Genomic DNA, 14,987 nt, shown 5'->3' with positions numbered 1-14,987 from the left:
ATTATTCATTGGGTTTCGGTGGTACTTATGGGTTATTGCACAGTGAATAGTTCAACATCGACTTCGCTGATAGCGAAATATCCGAAAGGGAAATTATCGGGCTCTGTATTATTCAGCACATTGCCCCTTACGGTAGCTGGCGGAACCCCAAATCCGCCACCATCTTCTCCAGCCTGTACCAGGGCTTGGTCAACATAACTTGCAAATTCCTTATCGATGCCGAGCAAAGTGATCGTCAACAAATCGCCAGGTTCTATGTCTTCATAGAAATAAGAAAATGTAAGGCTCTGATCTTGATAAAATTCATCGTCAGTGACCAAATAATTGTCAAATCCGAAGGCAAACAAATAATAATTCCTTTGGTCAGGAATGTCAACAAAAGTGACTATGACCTCTGTTTCTTCATCCTCATCAAATAAAAAGCCATCTCCCTGCTCCACATTTTCAATCTGACCGGTAGGTTGCAACTGTTCTGTTGCGCGATACGTTTGCCCTTGATAAATAACCACTAAGGTATAATCCCTTCCAAATTCCAAATCTGGAAAACCATCCCTAAAAATGCCGGGTTCATTTTCGGTCAAAGGATACACATCTCCCGTTTCTTCATCTATGATTTGAACACTCGCATTTTCTGCAGGTGGTACTTCTTCGGCAAAAAAATCGGTAGTCAATGTTAGGCGTACTTGACCAATTGTAATCGGGTCGCCATTGTTGACATTGTAGCCCACGAGCGCATCAATGACCAATTTTGGTTCTACGGTGGCAAGGTCGACGTCAATGACATCTTCGCAGGAAAAGAATACTAATAGGGGTATAAAACGAAGAATGTGCTTTTTCAATGCCAAGAATTTCTTTTGGTGCATCTAAAATAACCAAAGCAAACTCTTTATGGTATGGCTTAACACTTTCTTAAACAGAACACCTACAAACTTCTTAAAATTGAATTTAGGGTTTCGCTGGGGCGCATTGCTTTTGATATCTTTGTCGGGTCGGGCAGATAATACCCGCCAATATCCATCGGCTTACCTTGGGCATCCAACAATTCCTTATCAATCTTTTCTTGATTGTTCAATAGTTCTTGGTAAATACTATGAAATTTTTGCTTCAACGGTTGGTCTTCATTTTGCTCGGCCAGCTTTTGTGCCCAATATAGCGCCAAATAAAAATGACTTCCCCTGGTGTCAAGCTCATTGACCTTTCTAGAGGGAGATTTATCGTTCTCTAAGAACGCCTCGGTGGCATTATCAAGGGCATCGGCCAAAATCAAGGCTTTCTGGTTGTTGTTTCTTTCTCCGTAATGTTCAAGAGACACGGCCAAGGCCATAAACTCCCCAAGTGAATCCCATCGCAGATGGCCTTCCTCCAAAAATTGTTCGACATGCTTTGGGGCCGAACCACCTGCTCCTGTCTCAAATAGGCCACCACCGTTCATCAGTGGTACTATCGACAACATTTTGGCACTGGTGCCCACTTCGAGAATAGGGAAGAGGTCGGTCAGATAGTCTCTTAGTACATTTCCAGAAACTGAAATGGTGTCTTTACCTTCTTTGATTCTTTTTAGCGTGAACTTGGTCGCTTCGAAAGGAGAGAGGATTCGAATGTCCAATCCGTTTGTGTCATGATCTTGAAGGTAAATCTTTACCTTCTTGATAAGCTCGGCGTCATGCGCACGGTTTTCGTCCAACCAAAAGACTGCCGGGGTTTGTGTCGCCCTTGCCCTTGAAACGGCTAGCTTTACCCAATCTTGTATGGGAGCATCTTTGACCTGGCACATTCGCCAAATATCACCCTCTTCTACCTGATGTTGCAACAACACATTGCCCGTATTGGCACTTACTACTTGCACAACACCTTTTTTGCTTATTTCGAAAGTCTTGTCGTGAGAGCCATATTCCTCGGCCTTTTGGGCCATGAGACCTACATTGGGTACCGTACCCATTGTAGTGGGGTCAAAGGCACCGTGCTCTTTGCAAAAATCAATGGTAGCCTGATAGATATCGGCATAGCTGCTATCGGGAATAATCGCTTTGGTATCTTGCAGTTTGCCATTGGCATTCCACATCTTACCAGAATTTCGGATCATTGCGGGCATTGAGGCATCGATGATAATATCGCTTGGCACATGCAAATTTGTAATGCCCTTATCAGAGTTTACCATGGCCAAATTTGCATTTTGCGATATTGTCTTATCGATGGCCTTTTCTATTTCGATTCTTTTTGTTGCATCAAGATCGTCAAGTTTGTCAAAAAGACTCTCAAGTCCGTCGTTGGCACTAATGCCCAACCGCTCGAAAGCATCATTGTACTTTTCAAAGACTTCATTGAAATAGGTCTTCATGACGTGGCCAAAAATAATGGGATCGGAGACCTTCATCATGGTGGCCTTTAAGTGTACCGATAACAACAGGTCTTTTTCTTTGGCATCGTTCACCTGCTCTTGTAAAAACTCGACCAAGGCTTTTCTGCACATCACCGTAGCATCGATAATCTCTTCTTTTTGCAAAGAAATATCTTGTCTCAATATCGTTTTTTCGCCATTTGGTGTCAGTAATTCTATATTGACCACATCGGCATCATGCAGGGTAAGGGACTTTTCATTGTACTTGAAATCACCTTTTGACATCGTGGCCACATGGGTCTTCGAATCAGAAGACCATTTTCCCATTTTATGTGGGTTCTTTTTTGCATAGTTCTTTACCGCTTTTGGGGCCCTTCTATCAGAATTGCCTTCTCTCAATACTGGGTTCACAGCACTTCCCTTAATCTTATCGTATCGTGATTTGATCTCTTTTTCGTCGGTATTCTTTGGCTCATGCGGATAATCGGGCAGTTGATATCCTTTTGTTTGAAGCTCTTCAATAGCTTCTTCCATTTGTGGAATAGAGGCACTGATGTTCGGCAATTTAATGATGTTGGCCTCAGGTGTTTTGGCTATTGCACCCAAAAGGGCAAGATTATCTTCAAGCCGTTGCTCTTTTACCAGAAAATCAGGAAAAGCAGAAATAATACGACCAGCGAGGGAGATATCTTTAGTTTCGATAGCAATATCAGCAGTTTTGAGAAATGATTTGACAATGGGTAAAAACGATTGTGTTGCCAGAGCGGGAGCCTCGTCGGTCTTTGTATAAAGAATTTTTGCCATTCGGTGATATTTGAGCGGTGCAAATATACAATTAAAGGCAAAAACAAAAGCCATATCGATGTTTGCACACTGATATGGCTTTCAGAAAAGTTCCCAACTCCACTTGTGTTGCCACAAGCTCATGATCTAGGACCATTGTTGGCCAACTTCCCAACGTTTCGAAACACATTTGTTCTTAATTTTTCAACTAAACAACGCATTGTGTCCCTGAATACTGCTTTGCTTCCAAAACCTGTCAAAGCAAGAAATTGCTCTCTTGCCCGCACACAAATTTTGTGTCATTCGTTTCAAGTGTGCCGAAGCGCGCTATCCGCGAAATACTTTTTGATTAGTAGTGTTACCAATAAAAAGCCCAAAACAATACTATAAAGAACGTCAACTTTATATGGATGATGAATTGCGACATTGCCGTTCTTCATTCATCGTTTGATAAAAGTAGAATAAAATATAATCTATGCAAATTTTACAAGTAATTAAAAATCAACAAAATATGAACCATCGTTATTAACAATTGTTCATAAAAAAAACGCTCTTTTGAGCGCCTTTTCAAAACTTGGAAATAACCTATTTTCTAACTTCTTTGATTCTAGCCTTTTTACCTGTCAACTCCCTGAAATAGAAGATACGTGCCCTTCTTACTTTTCCTTTTTTATTCACCTCAATTTTTTGAAGTGCGGGCATGTTGACGGGGAAGATTCGTTCTACCCCCACAGTACCTGACATTTTTCTGATGGTAAAGGTCTCAGTAGAACCACTGCCCCTTCGTTGTATGACCACCCCCTTGAAAAACTGGGTACGGGTTTTTTCGCCTTCCTTAATTTCGTAGTACACGGTAATAGTGTCACCGGCCGAAAAATCTGGAAAGTCTTTTTTAGGTACAAATTCGTCTTCTACAAATTTTATAAGAGATTCCATATCAAATGGTTTGTCGTTATGCCAAAAGCAACGTTCACGATTTTCGTCAGAGGTTGATTTTGCGTTTGCAAAAGTAGTGCATTATTTAGAATCTACAAGTGCCTGGCCATTATTTTTGTTTATTCGCCAAGCAGATCGGGTCTTTTTTCGACTGTGCGCTCATGGGCCTTTTGCTCACGCCATGCCTCTATTTTTGGTGTATTGCCACTCAACAATATTTCGGGTACCTCAAGGCCCTTATATTTGGCAGGGCGGGTATATACCGGCGGAGCGAGCAGATTGTCTTGAAAAGAATCGGTGAGGGCAGAGGTCTCATCGTTCAATACACCCGGCAGTAACCTAATGACTGTGTCGCAAAGCACGGCAGCGCCCAATTCACCACCTGAGAGCACATAGTCGCCAATTGAAATCTCTTTGGTAACTAAATGGTCCCTTACACGTTGATCAACACCTTTATAATGACCGCATAAGAGTATGAGGTTCTCTTTCAAGGAAAGTTCATTCGCCATGGCCTGATTCAATGTTTGGCCATCAGGCGTAAGGTAAATCACATCATCATAATGCCTTTCTTTTTTTAAATCTGAAATGCAGTTGTCAATGGGCTCTATCATTATGACCATTCCCGCACCACCTCCAAATTGGTAATCATCGACTTGCCTATAGTTGCCCAAGCCGTATTTTCTCAAATCGTGCAAATGTATTTCAACCACACCATTGTCAATGGCACGCTTTAAGATGGAGGCCTCAAAAGGGCTTCGCAACAATTCGGGCAAAAGGGTGATGATATCGATTCGCATGTTCTGGCAACAGTGTTTGAACAATGGCTTACGCCAAATCTGGATTGCTCCAAAAGTAATGAAAGAACTCGGTACTCTTTTTCCAGTTCAATTTTTCATATAGTTTTTTTGCAGGATTATCAGTGGCCGTTTCCAAGGCCAGTCCTTTATAATCCATTTGCCTGCAATGACTTTTGGCCTTTTCAAGAAGTGCTTCGCCAACACCTTTTTTTCTGAATTCTTTTTTGACGAAAAGATCGTTGAGAATATAATAAGGCCGTAGACTGACCGAAGAGAAGGTTTTGTACAACTGTACGAAACCTATTGGCATATCGTCATGCAAAGCCAAAAAAATAATGTTGTCTTGGTCGCTAAAACGCTCTAATAAAAAAGAATGGGCTGCATCGAGGTTAGATTCTTGCCCATAAAAAACACGATAGGCATCAAATAAAGGGACAATAGTGGGTATGTCGCGAGCACTGGCTCTACTTATATCGACCATTGGCCCATTTTACAGCGTTTTTTTGTTCTTATTGAGTTCATCTTGTAGCTGACGACTTATCTTTTGCTCCCGCTCCAAGGCCCTTCTACGGTGTTGTTCATATTCTTCCTCTAAATCGGCCAGTGCAGATTTTGCCTGTTGTGTCAAGAAGTTGCTCTTTCTGAATTTGTAAATAAAGAACAACAGTGACAAAATGAAAGTTAGAAGTAAGACACCCATAATTAACTTGTAAGTACCTTTTGAGACCTGTGCCCCAAAAAACGACATGCTATCTTTTTCAGCCCTTGTTTCATTGAGATTCTTGGTCGTTTCTTCAAGTTTTGCATTCAGTGCGTTGATTTCACTTTTATTTTGCGCAATGGTTTTTTTCAAATCGGCAATAGTATTGTTCGCCGTTTGCAGGGAGTCGAATACGTTCTGTTTCAATTTGCTCAGCTCAAAAAGCTTGATGACCTCATACCGCACTCCGTTTGCCCGATAGTTCCCAGATTTTTTCTCTAGGTATTGAAACTGTGCTTCGATGCTGCCCTCATCCAATGATTTTGATTGCTGGGCGCTACTGGTCTGAAAATGAAAAAATAATAGAAAAAGGGGTAGGTATAGCAGTTTTATACTTCTCATGGTATTGTATATATGTGATTATAAGAAATAGAGCATCACGAAATTAAGGTAATATTACTACTTTCAAAAGAAAAATGCTGTCTCATGAAGTTTAATATACGTTGCCCAATAGGTTTTTGGATTAGTAATAGGTGTACCTTCTGACTTTGGCAATGTATTTCGCCAATCGTATTACTTGGTGTGAATAGCCATATTCGTTGTCATACCACACATAGATCACAATGTTCTTGCCATCGTTGGAAACCAAGGTCGCTTTGCTGTCGTAAATAGCCGGTGCCGAGGTGCCCACAATGTCTGAAGATACCAATTCATTGCTCAATGAGTATTTGATCTGCTCTACCAAGTCACCCTCTAAAGCATATTTTTTCAAAATGGTATTGACCCCATCTTTTGAGGTTTTGCTCTTCACCTCTAGGTTTAAAATGGCAAGAGATCCATTGGGCACCGGTACCCGAATGGCATTAGAGGTCAGTTTTCCCTTTAACGATGGAAGCGCCTTGGCCACTGCTTGCCCTGCACCGGTTTCGGTTATGACCATATTCAAGGCCGCCGCACGGCCCCTGCGGTACTTCTTGTGCATGTTGTCAACCAGATTTTGGTCGTTCGTATAAGCGTGTATGGTCTCTATATGTCCCTTTTTGATACCTAAAGAATCGTCAATGACCTTCAGAATAGGTGTTATGGCATTTGTTGTGCAAGAAGCCGCTGAATACACCTTTGTCTTTTCTGGGTCAAATTCACTATGATTCACTCCATGAACAATATTGGGCACTTCTTCTTTTCCGGGTGCTGTCAACAATACTCTATTGGCCCCTTTTGCTTCTAGATGTCTCGAAAGTGATTTTTCGTCCCTAAAGGCTCCTGAATTATCGATGATCAGGGCATTATAGATACCGTATTGGGTATAGTCGATATCTTCTGGCTTGTCGGCACTGATGATAAAAACAGTGGTGCCGTTGATGACCAGGGCCTTATTTTCGGTATCGACATCGACCGTACCCATAAATTGACCATGTACCGAATCTGTACGTAATAGTGCAGCTCTCTTTTCCAATACTTCATCATCTACTTCTCCACGGGTCACAATGGCCCTCAGCCGTAACTGGTTGCCCTTTCCGGTCTTGGCCATCAGTTCACGTGCCAATAGCCTCCCGATCCTTCCAAATCCATATAGCACAACATCTTTGGGCTTTATCTCTTTCGACTGCTGGGCATCTTTCAATTTGTCAAGTACGAACGTCTTGACATCGTGGTGAAGATTATCTTGTGAATGGTATTCATAGGTCAGTTTGCCGATGTCCAATTTGGCAGGGGGCAGCTGAATATCATTGATGGCCCTCAAAATCTCGACAGAGTCGAAGATTGAAATGGGCTTCTGCACAAATTCACCGGCATATTCGTGTAGATTGATGATATCGCTAACATTTTTATCAATGACCTGATTTTTGAAGAGCACCACCTCAATGGCCTTATCGTACCAAAGGTCGCTGATTATCTTGATAAATTCAGTGGTTGCCTTTCTTCTATCGGCTTGAAATGCCAGTTCTTTTTCGTAAGACTTGATTTCGCTCATGTCAGGTTGTTCAATGGATTAGAAATTTGGCGCAAAATTAGAGTTTCAAACGTTTTCGTAAAAGAATTTTCAAATAAAAAACGCCCAGAATATGGGCGTTTTCATCAACGTTCAAATGACGACTACTGTAAAATCAGCCGTTCTTTTTCGCCTTTTTCGTTAATCATGGTAAAACTGGTTTTACCATATCGACTGATTTTTGAGAACAGGTTTTTGGCGTCATCTATATCTTCGATAGTTTCATCATCTACTTTGACAATGACCTTATTCTCTAAATCATATGCCTTATACGGTTCCGGAACGTTCAATATTTTGACTCCCTTGTCAACGTTGAACTTTCTTTTGTCTTCTTTTGATAGGTTTTTCACTTGAAAACCAGTGACCGGTAAAACGGTACTTTGGGGTTTCTTCAAGGCCACCATGGTAATGACTTGTTGACCATTTCTGTCAACAAGAACTTCGACCTGGTCGCCAGGACGCTTTGATGAGAGGTAGCCACTCAGTTCAGAAAACTTTCGCACCCTTATGTCATCTACTTTTTTGATGATGTCACCTGATTGTAGGTCGGCATCATCGGCACCAGAGTCTTCTTCAATACTAGCCACATAGACACCGTCGATTTCATCTAAGCCTTGTTCTTGGGCTTCCTTTGAATTGGCGTTTAAGGCACTGATACCTAAAATACCACGTTGTACTTTTCCATATTCCAGAAGATCGTCCACCACTTTCTTGGCAATATTGCTGGGCACCGCAAAAGAATACCCAACATAAGAACCTGTTTGTGATGTAATGGCAGTATTGATGCCGATCAAATCACCATTGGTGTTGACCAAGGCCCCGCCACTGTTACCTGGATTAACTGCAGCATCTGTTTGAATAAACGATTGGTTCCTTTGAGGGGATATTGACCTTGCTTTGGCACTGACTATTCCTGCCGTAACGGTTGAGGTCAACCCAAACGGATTTCCGACCGCCAACACCCATTCTCCAATTCTAGTGTCATCAGAATCCCCAAAGGCCAGATAGGGCAGGGGTTGTTCTACATCTATCTTTAACAGGGCAATGTCTGAAGAAGGGTCGGCACCTACGACTTCAGCGTCATAACTTTTGTTGTTGTTCAAAGTTATTTCGAGCGCTTTGGCTTTATCAATAACATGATTATTGGTAACAATGTAACCATCTGGTGAAATAATGACACCAGAACCGGTACCGACCTGCGCTCTTTGACTACCCTCATAACCGTAGAAGAATTCTGCGATCGGATTGCCACGACTAATGGTCATATTTTTTACGTAGACCACGGCATTCACGGTTTTCTCTGCCGCAATCGTAAAATCAACTTCATTGATACCTGCTCCCTTGGCTGAAGTCGGTAACGTACTGGTGGTCAAAAAAGGCACTTCCGTTTCTTGACCTGCCCATTGGTATGTATTTTTTTCAAAGAATAGTTTATAAGAGCCCAAAGTGATGGCACCCGCAAAAAGGGCCACTAAAAATAAACTTGCTGTTCTTCCCATAATGTATTCAGCTTTATCAATTGTGATTCAGTAAACATAAAATTAACGGTTAATATGCCCTGGGCTATTAGTTTAACTACATTTTAACTGCAAAAGAATCCTTAAAGATTATACTATCTTTGTGCGATGCATTCAAATGTACGGCTACCTTTTTTCAAATATCAGGGCACGGGCAATGACTTTATTATCATTGACAACCGTCAAGATATTTTTCCCAAAAACAATACCAAATTAGTGGCCAAGCTTTGTGACCGAAAATTTGGCATTGGTGCCGATGGACTTATTTTATTGGAAGATGACACAATGTCAGATTTCAAAATGGTCTATTATAATTCAGACGGAAATGAAAGTACGATGTGCGGCAATGGTGGACGATGTATTGTGGCCTTTGCCAAAGAACTCGGACTGATTCAAAACACCGCTACATTTTATGCGGTAGATGGAATGCACAAGGCTGAAATTAAAAATGGACTTGTCGCCCTTCACATGAAAGATGTCAAGAACATAAGATCAAAGACCAAATACCATTATTTGAATACCGGCTCTCCCCATCATGTGCAATATCATGATGATCTGAAAAATTTGGAAGTCAAAAGGGAAGGGGCCAAAATTCGCTACGGGCTCTATGGAAAAGAGGGCAGCAATATCAACTTTACAAGACAGGTAGATACCAAGACATTCGAAGTTCGCACTTACGAAAGGGGAGTAGAAAATGAAACGCTGTCTTGCGGTACCGGCGTAACCGCAGTGGCTCTTGCCATGCACCATGACGGTAAAACATCAGAGAATGAGTTGAATATCTTGACCCAGGGGGGTAAACTAGCGGTCTCATTTCAAAAAGAAGGAGACACCTACACCAGCGTAACACTTACCGGACCGGCCGATTTTGTTTTTAAAGGGGAAATACAGTGTTAAAATTGAAGTCAAGAAACTGCTATCTGCGCGCGCTAGAACCCGAAGATCTGGATTTTCTGTACCATTTAGAGAACAACACCGATTTATGGGAGATCAGTGGTACCATAACCCCATTTTCGAAAGAAGTTTTGAGAAACTATCTCGACAATTCACATCGTGATGTTTATGAGGTCAAGCAATTACGTTTATGTATATGCAATTCGAAAAATGATCAAGTGGGCCTGATAGATCTATTTGACTTTGATCCTAAAAATCTTCGGGCAGGCCTTGGCATAGTGGTTTTAGAGTCAAAAGACAGAAATAAAGGTATTGGTCAAAATGCCCTGACCTTGATGATAGACTATGCCTTTTCGATATTGAACCTACACCAGTTGTACGCGAACATACTTGAAGATAACAAAGCGAGCCTCCATCTTTTCGAAAAAATGGGCTTCAAACGTGTAGGGCTAAAAAAAGATTGGATCAAATCAGAAAATGGATTCAAAAACGAAGTTTTGTACCAAAAATTAAAGTCACCATGAATTTGAAACGTGTGGTATGGGCAACATTGTTGTTGGGATTGGTTATCTGCGGATTTTTCGCCTATCGTATCTATTCGGCCATTTTTTCACCGAACACCAAGTTTGTCAACGAAGAGGCATATGTATTTGTGCCCACAGATTCCGACATCAATGAAGTTGCCGATGTATTGGAACCGCTTTTGAACGACGTGACGACCTTTATGGCCGTGGCAGATAGAAAGGGTTATTCCACCAATATCAAAGGTGGAAAATATGCCATCAAAAGGGGTATGAACAATAATGAAATTGTGAACTCATTGCGTAGCCAAAATATTCCTGTACGGGTGTCTTTCAACAATCAGGAAACCCTTGCCGATCTTGCTGGCCGTATTGCGGAGCAACTTGAAGCCGACAGTCTCTCACTGCTTAGGGCAATGAACGATTCCAATTTTTTGGTCGAATCACAATTTACCGATGAAACAAAATTGGGTTTGTACATTCCTAATACTTATGAGTTTTTTTGGAATACCGATGCCGAGGGATTTCGCAATAGAATGCTAAAAGAATACCGAAGCTATTGGAATACTGAGCGTGAAAAAAAAGCTGAAGAAATTGGTTTAACCCCTTCTCAAGCAATTGCTTTGGCTTCCATTGTGCAGAAAGAGACAGTAAAGGTCGATGAACGCCCCACGGTGGCAGGGGTCTACCTCAATAGATTGAAAAGGGGAATGCCCCTTCAGGCCGATCCCACCGTAATATATGCAATAAAACAGAAGAGCCAGAACTTCGACACTGTTATTAAAAGGGTACTCTACAGGGATTTGGAGATAGATTCTCCCTACAATACCTATAAATACGCCGGATTGCCACCAGGGCCAATTACGATGCCCGATATATCATCGATTGAAGCTGTATTGAATCCTCAAGAGCACGACTATCTATATTTTGTGGCTGATGTCTCGAACTTTGGCTACCATATGTTTGCTGAGACCTTGGTGCAACACAACCGAAATAAGGTACAGTATATCAGATGGCTCAATCAACAAAAAATTAACCGGTAATTCCCTTTTGTCAAGTTTTTCGTACGTTTTAACGTGTTTTGATACCGGTTTAAGAAAATCTTATGACCTTTATCATTGTCAACAACACTTCCCCCGTATATATTTGCCCGCTCTAATTTGAAACCTTGTGTTTTTTAACACTTGGCCTAAAATTTAGAACACATGAGAAGATGGATAAGTTTTACCAGTCATCTTGCTATACTTACAGTATTTGCAAGTTTTGTGAGCTTTGAAACGGGGAACGAAACTTTTGAAGTACCCGAAAATCTCAAGGTGCATGTTGCTTTTGAGGTACGCTTTCCTGCAGTAGCGGCTATAGATTTGCCCGAAATTTCCTATCCGATATTTTTAGACAGGTCATTTATGGGGTTTAAAGAGGCACTTGCGTTTAAAGAGTCACAAGGAAGATATAGAGTGGTCAACACCTTGGGGTACATGGGCAAATATCAGTTTGGTGCAAATACCTTGAAGTTGATGGGCGTTTACGATACAGAGCATTTTTTGGCAAATCCCGCCCTACAAGAACAGATTTTTCAATTGAATGTGGCGCGAAACAAGTGGATCTTACGTAGGGACATCAAAAGGTTTGTGGGTAAACGCATAAATGGGATAAACATCACCGAGTCTGGAATTGTGGCGGCAGCACACTTATCGGGTGCCGGCAATGTCAAAAAATATCTTCGTTCGTATGGTAGGGAAGACTTTTCGGATGCCTATGGCAGTACTATTGCTTACTATATGCGAAAATTTGAAGGGTACGATATTTCAATAATTGATGCCAAAAGGAACCCCAAAATATAAGTACACGGCAAATCACGTAAGCTTTCGTTAGGCCTGAATAATGAATATGCTGGGCCTTTTGTTCAATTCTATTTGGGTTCTGCCCCAATCATGTGCTGTCTGCGTTTTAATGTACTCGGTCGATAAGCTGATATCGGTGGCCACGCATAAAAGGGTATCAGATTTCAGTGTTTTCACCAATTCGACCAACATTTTATCATTTCGATAAGGCGTTTCAATAAAAACTTGTGATTGCCCAGTATCTGCAGATTTCTTTTCGAGTTGTTTGATTTGTTTCTTCCGCTCACTGTTTTCTATCGCCAGGTATCCGTTAAAGGCAAAGTTCTGGCCATTAAGACCACTCGACATCATGGCCATCAAAACGGAAGAGGGACCGACCAATGGTATTACTTTTATGTTTTTTTCATGGGCCAGGCGAACTATTTGAGCCCCTGGATCGGCAATTGCAGGGCAACCGGCCTCTGATAACAAACCCATATCATGGCCCTGTAGGCAAGGTTCAAGAAAGGTAGGAATCTCTTCGGGGTTGGTAAATTTGTTCAACCAATCAAAATTTAGGTCTGGCTGTGACTTTTTTGGACTTATCTTTTTTATGAATCGGCGGGCCGAACGTTCATTTTCTACAATATAGTGTTCAATATTCTCAATGGCCCATTTGACAGAAATGGGCAAAACTTCCAAAGGTCCACCATCTCCCAATGGGGTAGGAATCAAGTATAATTTCCCAATAGAATCGGCCATTTTCTTATCCGTCGGTTAGTTCAGTTTCGCAATTAAAGCGGTACAGGCTTGGTCAATCATCCCATATACATCTTCAAATCCTCTTTTTCCACCATAATAGGGGTCGGGTACCTCTTGCACGCCTATATCTATCAAATCGAGCAACAAATGCACTTTCTGCCTATCTTCTTCCGTTTCTGCCTGTTTCAAGATATCGTGGTAATTGTTTCTGTCCATGGCAAAGATGAGGTCGAAATCCCTGAAATCAACTTTTGAAAATTTTCTACAGCGTTGCCCAGAAATATCTATACCCCGACTCATCGCAGCTTCTATGGATCTTTTATCTGGGGGCTCCCCAACATGATACCCTCCGGTACCTGCTGAATCGACAAAAACTTTCGATCGATCGACCTTTGATTTAAGAATGCCCTCGGCCAAGGGAGAACGGCAAATGTTGCCCAAACAGACCATCAATATCTTGGTCATGGCAAAAATTAGGTGAATTTTTTGTTCAGATCCTCGAGGTACTTTCTGAACTGTTTATCGGTCTCGGCAAGGTTATCAACGGTCTTGCAAGCATGTAGCACGGTGGCATGGTCTCTTTTGCCTATTTGCGAACCGATACTGGCCAATGAGGCCTTGGTATATTTTTTGGCAAAGAACATGGCCAATTGTCTGGCTTGAACAATATGCCTTTTGCGGGTCTTCGATTGCAGGGTGGCCACATCCATCTCGAAATAATCTGAGACGACCTTTTGTATATAATCGATCGATACCTCTCGTTTGGTGTTCTTGACAAACTTCTCCACCACCTGCTGGGCCAACTCTAAAGTGACCTCCTTTTTGTTGAACGAAGATTGGGCGATCAAAGAAATAATGGCCCCTTCAAGCTCGCGGATATTGGTCTTGATGTTTTTAGCGACATGGTCGATGATTTCTTCGGGCATCTCGACCCCATCACGGTATAACTTGTTTTTGAGTATGGAGACACGGGTCTCATAGTCGGGACTTTGCAACTCAGCTGACAATCCCCATTTGAACCTTGAAAGTAACCGCTGCTCGATATCTTGCATGTCGACCGGTGCCTTATCAGAGGTGAGGATTACCTGCTTGCCATTTTGGTGAAGATGGTTGAAGATATGGAAAAAAACATCTTGTGTACCTGATTTTCCCGATAGAAACTGTACATCATCAATAATCAAGGCATCGATGAGTTGGTAGAAATGTATAAAATCGTTTCGGGTATTCTTTTTGACGGAGTCTATATATTGCTGCGTGAACTTTTCAGCTGAGATATAGAGTACGGTCTTTTCAGGATATTTGTCCTTTATTTCGACTCCAATGGCATGGGCCAAGTGGGTCTTCCCAAGGCCGACCCCACCAAAAATCAATAGGGGATTGAAAGAAGTACCTCCTGGTTTGTTGGCCACCGCCATACCAGCCGAACGGGCCAATCTATTTGAATCGCCCTCTAGAAAGTTCTCAAAATTATAATTTGGGTTGAGCTGTGACTCGATTTTTATGTTGCGAATGCCCGGTATGACAAACGGATTTTTTAGTTCAGGGTTTTTAGAAGTTATGGGCACATCGAGCTCTTGGGGATCCATGGACGAACGATTAGAGCTTGGAATTTTCTCAGTAAAGGGTTCGCTGTTACCGTACTTGTTTTCCATTTTGATGACGTAGACCAACTTCGCATTTTTGCCCAATTCCTTGGTCAATGCCACTTTCAAGAGCTTTACGTAATGCTCTTCGAGCCACTCATAAAAAAATTTGCTGGGCACCTGAATGCTCAGGGCATTGTCGGTAAGCCTTACCGGCCTTATGGGTTCGAACCAAGTTTTGAATGCCTGCGGTTGGATGTTATCTTTGATAAAGCCCAAACAGTTGTTCCAAACGGAGTCTGCAGTAACATTCATGAAACTTACTTAGTTTGTTGGTTAG

Annotated in this window: 15 protein-coding genes; 4 read left to right on the top strand and 11 right to left on the bottom strand. The window is 41.8% G+C overall.

Going from position 1 to position 14,987, the window contains the following annotated elements:
- Window positions 1–32: 32 nt before the first annotated feature.
- The 8 genes from L0P89_RS00075 to L0P89_RS00040 all read right to left on the bottom strand — a co-directional run bounded on the left by L0P89_RS00075 (window position 33) and on the right by L0P89_RS00040 (window position 9,046).
- Window positions 33–845 carry a DUF4249 family protein gene (locus L0P89_RS00075; protein ID WP_235266362.1) on the bottom strand — a complete coding sequence of 271 codons (813 nt, stop codon included), beginning with the start codon at window positions 843–845 and terminating at the stop codon, window positions 33–35.
- Window positions 846–922: 77 nt separating this feature from the next.
- Window positions 923–3,142 (bottom strand): NADP-dependent isocitrate dehydrogenase, encoded by a 2,220-nt coding sequence (locus tag L0P89_RS00070; RefSeq protein WP_235266360.1) that lies wholly within the window; start codon window positions 3,140–3,142, stop codon window positions 923–925.
- 564 nt (window positions 3,143–3,706) lie between these two features.
- Window positions 3,707–4,057: a 50S ribosomal protein L19 gene (rplS, locus tag L0P89_RS00065; RefSeq protein WP_235266358.1), complete on the bottom strand. Its 351-nt coding sequence runs from the start codon at window positions 4,055–4,057 to the stop codon at window positions 3,707–3,709.
- A gap of 119 nt (window positions 4,058–4,176) precedes the next feature.
- Window positions 4,177–4,854, bottom strand: coding sequence for a tRNA (guanosine(37)-N1)-methyltransferase TrmD (trmD, locus tag L0P89_RS00060; protein WP_235266356.1), 678 nt, complete (start codon window positions 4,852–4,854; stop codon window positions 4,177–4,179).
- Between the two features lie 28 nt (window positions 4,855–4,882).
- A complete protein-coding gene (locus L0P89_RS00055; RefSeq protein WP_235266354.1) occupies window positions 4,883–5,335 on the bottom strand; it encodes a GNAT family N-acetyltransferase in 453 nt (150 codons plus the stop codon).
- 9 nt (window positions 5,336–5,344) lie between these two features.
- Complete coding sequence (locus L0P89_RS00050; protein WP_235266352.1) at window positions 5,345–5,956, bottom strand: tRNA (guanine-N1)-methyltransferase; 612 nt, start codon at window positions 5,954–5,956, stop codon at window positions 5,345–5,347.
- 121 nt (window positions 5,957–6,077) lie between these two features.
- Window positions 6,078–7,529, bottom strand: a complete 1,452-nt coding sequence (locus tag L0P89_RS00045) for a glyceraldehyde-3-phosphate dehydrogenase (protein WP_235266350.1) — start codon at window positions 7,527–7,529, stop codon at window positions 6,078–6,080.
- A gap of 122 nt (window positions 7,530–7,651) precedes the next feature.
- Window positions 7,652–9,046 carry a S1C family serine protease gene (locus tag L0P89_RS00040; protein WP_235266348.1) on the bottom strand — a complete coding sequence of 465 codons (1,395 nt, stop codon included), beginning with the start codon at window positions 9,044–9,046 and terminating at the stop codon, window positions 7,652–7,654.
- 126 nt (window positions 9,047–9,172) lie between these two features.
- On the opposite strand from L0P89_RS00040, the gene dapF reads away from it, so the two are divergent.
- The 4 genes from dapF (at window position 9,173) to L0P89_RS00020 (ending at window position 12,323) form a co-directional block, all read left to right on the top strand.
- The gene (dapF, locus tag L0P89_RS00035) at window positions 9,173–9,961 is read left to right on the top strand and encodes a diaminopimelate epimerase (RefSeq protein ID WP_235266346.1); all 789 of its coding nucleotides are present in this window, start codon (window positions 9,173–9,175) and stop codon (window positions 9,959–9,961) included.
- Entirely contained in the window at window positions 9,955–10,482 is a 528-nt protein-coding gene (locus tag L0P89_RS00030; RefSeq protein WP_235266344.1) for a GNAT family N-acetyltransferase, read from the top strand. The genes dapF and L0P89_RS00030 overlap by 7 nt, the downstream gene beginning before the upstream one ends.
- Window positions 10,479–11,522, top strand: coding sequence for an endolytic transglycosylase MltG (gene mltG / locus L0P89_RS00025; protein WP_235266342.1), 1,044 nt, complete (start codon window positions 10,479–10,481; stop codon window positions 11,520–11,522). The genes L0P89_RS00030 and mltG overlap by 4 nt, the downstream gene beginning before the upstream one ends.
- A gap of 162 nt (window positions 11,523–11,684) precedes the next feature.
- Window positions 11,685–12,323 carry a hypothetical protein gene (locus L0P89_RS00020; protein ID WP_235266341.1) on the top strand — a complete coding sequence of 213 codons (639 nt, stop codon included), beginning with the start codon at window positions 11,685–11,687 and terminating at the stop codon, window positions 12,321–12,323.
- Between the two features lie 27 nt (window positions 12,324–12,350).
- Here L0P89_RS00020 and L0P89_RS00015 read toward each other — a convergent pair whose 3' ends face one another.
- From L0P89_RS00015 to dnaA, 3 genes are read right to left on the bottom strand one after another with little or no spacing between them, the layout of a single operon-like run.
- On the bottom strand, window positions 12,351–13,064 hold the full coding sequence (locus L0P89_RS00015) for an SAM-dependent methyltransferase (RefSeq protein ID WP_235266339.1): 714 nt from the start codon (window positions 13,062–13,064) through the stop codon (window positions 12,351–12,353).
- A 15-nt stretch (window positions 13,065–13,079) separates the two neighbouring features.
- On the bottom strand, window positions 13,080–13,529 hold the full coding sequence (locus L0P89_RS00010; RefSeq protein WP_235266337.1) for a low molecular weight protein-tyrosine-phosphatase: 450 nt from the start codon (window positions 13,527–13,529) through the stop codon (window positions 13,080–13,082).
- Between the two features lie 8 nt (window positions 13,530–13,537).
- On the bottom strand, window positions 13,538–14,962 hold the full coding sequence (dnaA, locus tag L0P89_RS00005) for a chromosomal replication initiator protein DnaA (protein ID WP_235266335.1): 1,425 nt from the start codon (window positions 14,960–14,962) through the stop codon (window positions 13,538–13,540).
- Window positions 14,963–14,987: the final 25 nt, after the last annotated feature.

The organism is Muricauda sp. SCSIO 65647 (genome assembly GCF_021534965.1).
Lineage (GTDB): Bacteria > Bacteroidota > Bacteroidia > Flavobacteriales > Flavobacteriaceae > Flagellimonas_A.
This window is presented reverse-complemented; position numbering and strand designations above follow the sequence as displayed.